At 54.6% G+C, this 2,392-nt stretch carries 3 protein-coding genes; all 3 read left to right on the top strand.

Annotated features, from left to right (window positions below; genetic code table 11):
* Nucleotides 1-8: 8 nt before the first annotated feature.
* Nucleotides 9-236, top strand: a complete 228-nt coding sequence (locus H6F43_RS08365) for a DUF433 domain-containing protein (protein ID WP_190342337.1) — start codon at nucleotides 9-11, stop codon at nucleotides 234-236.
* Nucleotides 237-239: 3 nt separating this feature from the next.
* The gene (locus H6F43_RS08360) at nucleotides 240-599 is read left to right on the top strand and encodes a DUF5615 family PIN-like protein (protein WP_347272386.1); all 360 of its coding nucleotides are present in this window, start codon (nucleotides 240-242) and stop codon (nucleotides 597-599) included.
* 96 nt (nucleotides 600-695) lie between these two features.
* Nucleotides 696-2,392: sigma 54-interacting transcriptional regulator (locus H6F43_RS08355; RefSeq protein ID WP_190342338.1), on the top strand; the 1,697-nt coding region annotated here is incomplete at its 3' end.

Below are 2,392 nucleotides of genomic sequence, written 5' to 3'. Positions count from 1 at the left end.
GTATGCGAATGGAAATTGCACCTCACATTAACGTTGACCCGAATATTCATCACGGTAAGTCTGTGATTACCGGAACCCGTGTGCCTGTTTCAATCGCGATCGGCTCTCTAGCTGGCGGGATGACTGTGGAAGAAGTGATGCAGGAATATGGGCTAACCGCAGAGCAAATCCAAGCTGCCTTATCTTATGCCGCCCATCTCGTAGCGCAGATCGACGCAGTGCCGCTGGGAGCTTAACGATTGAATATCTTGATCGATGAAAACATGCCCCGTTTTCCTGCTCCTCAGCTTATGGCACTGGGCTTCAACGTTCAGGATGTTCGAAATATTGGACTTGAGGGACGCCCAGATCCAGAGGTTATGGCAGCAGATGCCATCATCATCACACGCGATCGAGGATTCACTAATATTAGAACCTGGAGTGAAAACTTTACGGCAGGAGTGATTTTTATCAACTTACCGGACGATATACCTGCTCGTGTTGTTAATGCCAGGATTGTGGAACTGCTGACTCAACGGCTATCCGTCTCTCTTCTAGGTGCAATCACCAGTGTAGAACTCCGTCGCGCTCTTTCTCGCACAGTTCGTCGTAGATCTTAGATCCTTGTTGTGCAATGTAACGCTTCGGCTGAGCAGGACTCGATGCGTCTACGTCTTCCGCTAGAATCGCAGTCACAAGCACGATCGGAGGCGACAATGGAATCCACAGAAGTTGTGTGGCTGCGACAGAACACTCCTTTGGGAGCGCTGTCCGATCCTGCTCTAGACGCGATCGCCGCTGCGATTCAAGCCGAACCCTTTCAAGAAAATCGCCGTCTCATTCTGGAAGATGCGCGTCCAGAAGCGCTGTATATTCTGCGATCGGGGCGGCTAGAGAGCTACCGCACCAGTCGCACTACGGCGGCGATCGCGCAGAGTCTACTGCCCGGAAGCGTGCTGCATTTAAAAGAACTGCTGCTCGACAAACCTGCCGAGCAAACCGTGATCACGCTAACCGATAGCGAACTCTGGCGCATCGAGCGTGACGCTTTTCTAGCGCTGGTGCAGGAGTATCCAGAGATTAGTCAAACTCTGTCGCAGCAGTTAGCGACCGAACTAGATCAGGTGTCAGCGCAGTTGGCGTACGAGCGCGATCGCCAAATCGCCCTGCGTCCCTATTTAGTGCCGAAGGTGAAGCGGGGCATTGTTGGGTCGAGTCGGTACGCCGTGCGGCAGCGACAGGAGATTAAAAAAGCAGCAGAAGATCGGCGATCGGTCCTGATATTTGGCGAACCGGGACTAGAGAAAGATAACACCGCCGCGCTGATTCACTTCGGGTCGCGCCACCGTCACGAGCCAATGGTCAAAGTCAACTGCGACACGCTGCAAGCTAGCGGAGCCGATTTATTCGGACGCGTCGGCGGCAAACTGGGATTGATTGAATGGACAGGCGAAGGAACGCTGCTGTTAAATAACCTGCAAGACCTTGGCCCAGAGTTGCAGAACAAGCTGGTGTCGCTGCTGGAAACCGGAGAGTACACGCCCGTTGAACGCGAAGGCGAGCCGCCAGCGAAGCCACGTCCCTGTCGCGCTCGGATTCTGATGACTTCAGAGAAGATTCTGCCTGCTCTGGAGCGCAAGAACCTAGTGGGACACAGTATTAAAGTGCCGCCGCTGCGGGTGCGAAAGGCAGACATTGTGGCGCAAGTGGAGTACTACCTCAGCCTGTTTTGTCGATCGCGCGGCATTCCGAAACCAAAGCTGACGCCTGAAGCGAGCCGGCGACTGCAAGGCTACGACTTTCCCGGCAACCTGACTGAACTCGAAGGACTGGTGGAGCGGGCGGTGATTCAGTCGAACGGCGCGGCAGAGCTAACTGAGGAAGTGTTCTGGTCTGCCAGTGAGAAGGCGCGGCAGTTCCGCTGGAATCTGCTGAACGCTTACCCGAAACTGCGATCGTTCCTTCGCAGTCCGTGGTATCCCGATCGAATCAACTACGGCTTCACATTCGGCTTCTTTGCCGTGGTGGTTGCCGTCCTAATGCTGGGACCGCAAAGCCGCGATGCCAATATTGCCTTGAATTTATTTTGGTCGTGGTGGTGGCTGGGGATTCTAATTGCGTTTCCGTTCGTCGGGCGGCTGTGGTGCGCCTTTTGTCCGTTTATGATCTACGGCGAACTGGCGCAGAAATTCTCACTGTGGGTCTACCCGCGAAAACTGCTGCCGTGGTCGCGTCAGGAGGCGGACAAATGGGGCGGCTGGTTTGTGTTTGGCCTGTTTGCGCTGATTCTGCTGTGGGAGGAACTGTGGGATCTGGAAAACACCGCGTACCTATCGGGCTGTCTACTGCTGCTAATTACGGCGGGTGCGGTGATTTTTTCGCTGCTGTTTGAGCGACGGTTTTGGTGTCGCTA

The organism is Leptolyngbya sp. FACHB-36 (assembly GCF_014695955.1).
In the GTDB taxonomy this organism is placed as follows: Bacteria; Cyanobacteriota; Cyanobacteriia; order Leptolyngbyales; family Leptolyngbyaceae; genus FACHB-36.
Note: the sequence above shows the minus strand (reverse complement) of the source record. Positions and strands in the feature narration are given on the sequence as shown.

Excerpts from the sequence above, each read along its gene's own strand:
- H6F43_RS08365 (WP_190342337.1), top strand. The coding sequence starts at position 9 with ATGGAAATTGCACCTCACATTAACGTTGACCCGAATATTCATCACGGT.